Source organism: Paraburkholderia sp. RL17-347-BIC-D (genome assembly GCF_046027915.1).
Classification (GTDB): domain Bacteria; phylum Pseudomonadota; class Gammaproteobacteria; order Burkholderiales; family Burkholderiaceae; genus Paraburkholderia.
On record NZ_JARESS010000255.1, the window covers coordinates 1 to 424 of the forward strand.

Annotated in this window: 1 protein-coding gene; it reads right to left on the bottom strand. The window is 66.5% G+C overall.

Annotation, left to right across the window (positions count from 1 at the left end; translation table 11 throughout):
* On the bottom strand, positions 1-424 hold a 424-nt coding region (locus P0D96_RS48445; RefSeq protein ID WP_408321477.1), incomplete at both ends, for a histidine kinase dimerization/phospho-acceptor domain-containing protein.

The window sequence follows — 424 nt, forward strand, 5'->3', positions numbered from 1 at the left end:
CACCGCGTCGGCCGACGCGCTTGCGGCCAGCACGATCTCGCCGCCCTGCGGCGTATAGCGAATGGCGTTGGCGAGCAGATTGCTCACGGCGCGGCGGAACAGTTCGAGATCCGCCGTCACGCTGGCCGCGCCGTTCACGCGCACGCGCACATTCGCCTCTTCGGCAATGCCTTCGAAGTAGTCGGCGATATGGGTCAACTCCTGTCCCGCGTCGAACTCGCGCAGTTGTTTGACGAACTGCGGATGCTCGGCGCGCGCCAGGAACAGCACGCTCTCGATCATTCGCGAGAGCCGGTCGCACTCTTCCAGATTCGAGGCGAGGAGCGTTTCGTATTCATCGACGGAGCGCGGCCGGGCGAGCGCGACTTCAGCGGCGCCGCGCATGTTGCTGAGCAGCGTGCGCATGTCGTGCGCGAGGTCGGCC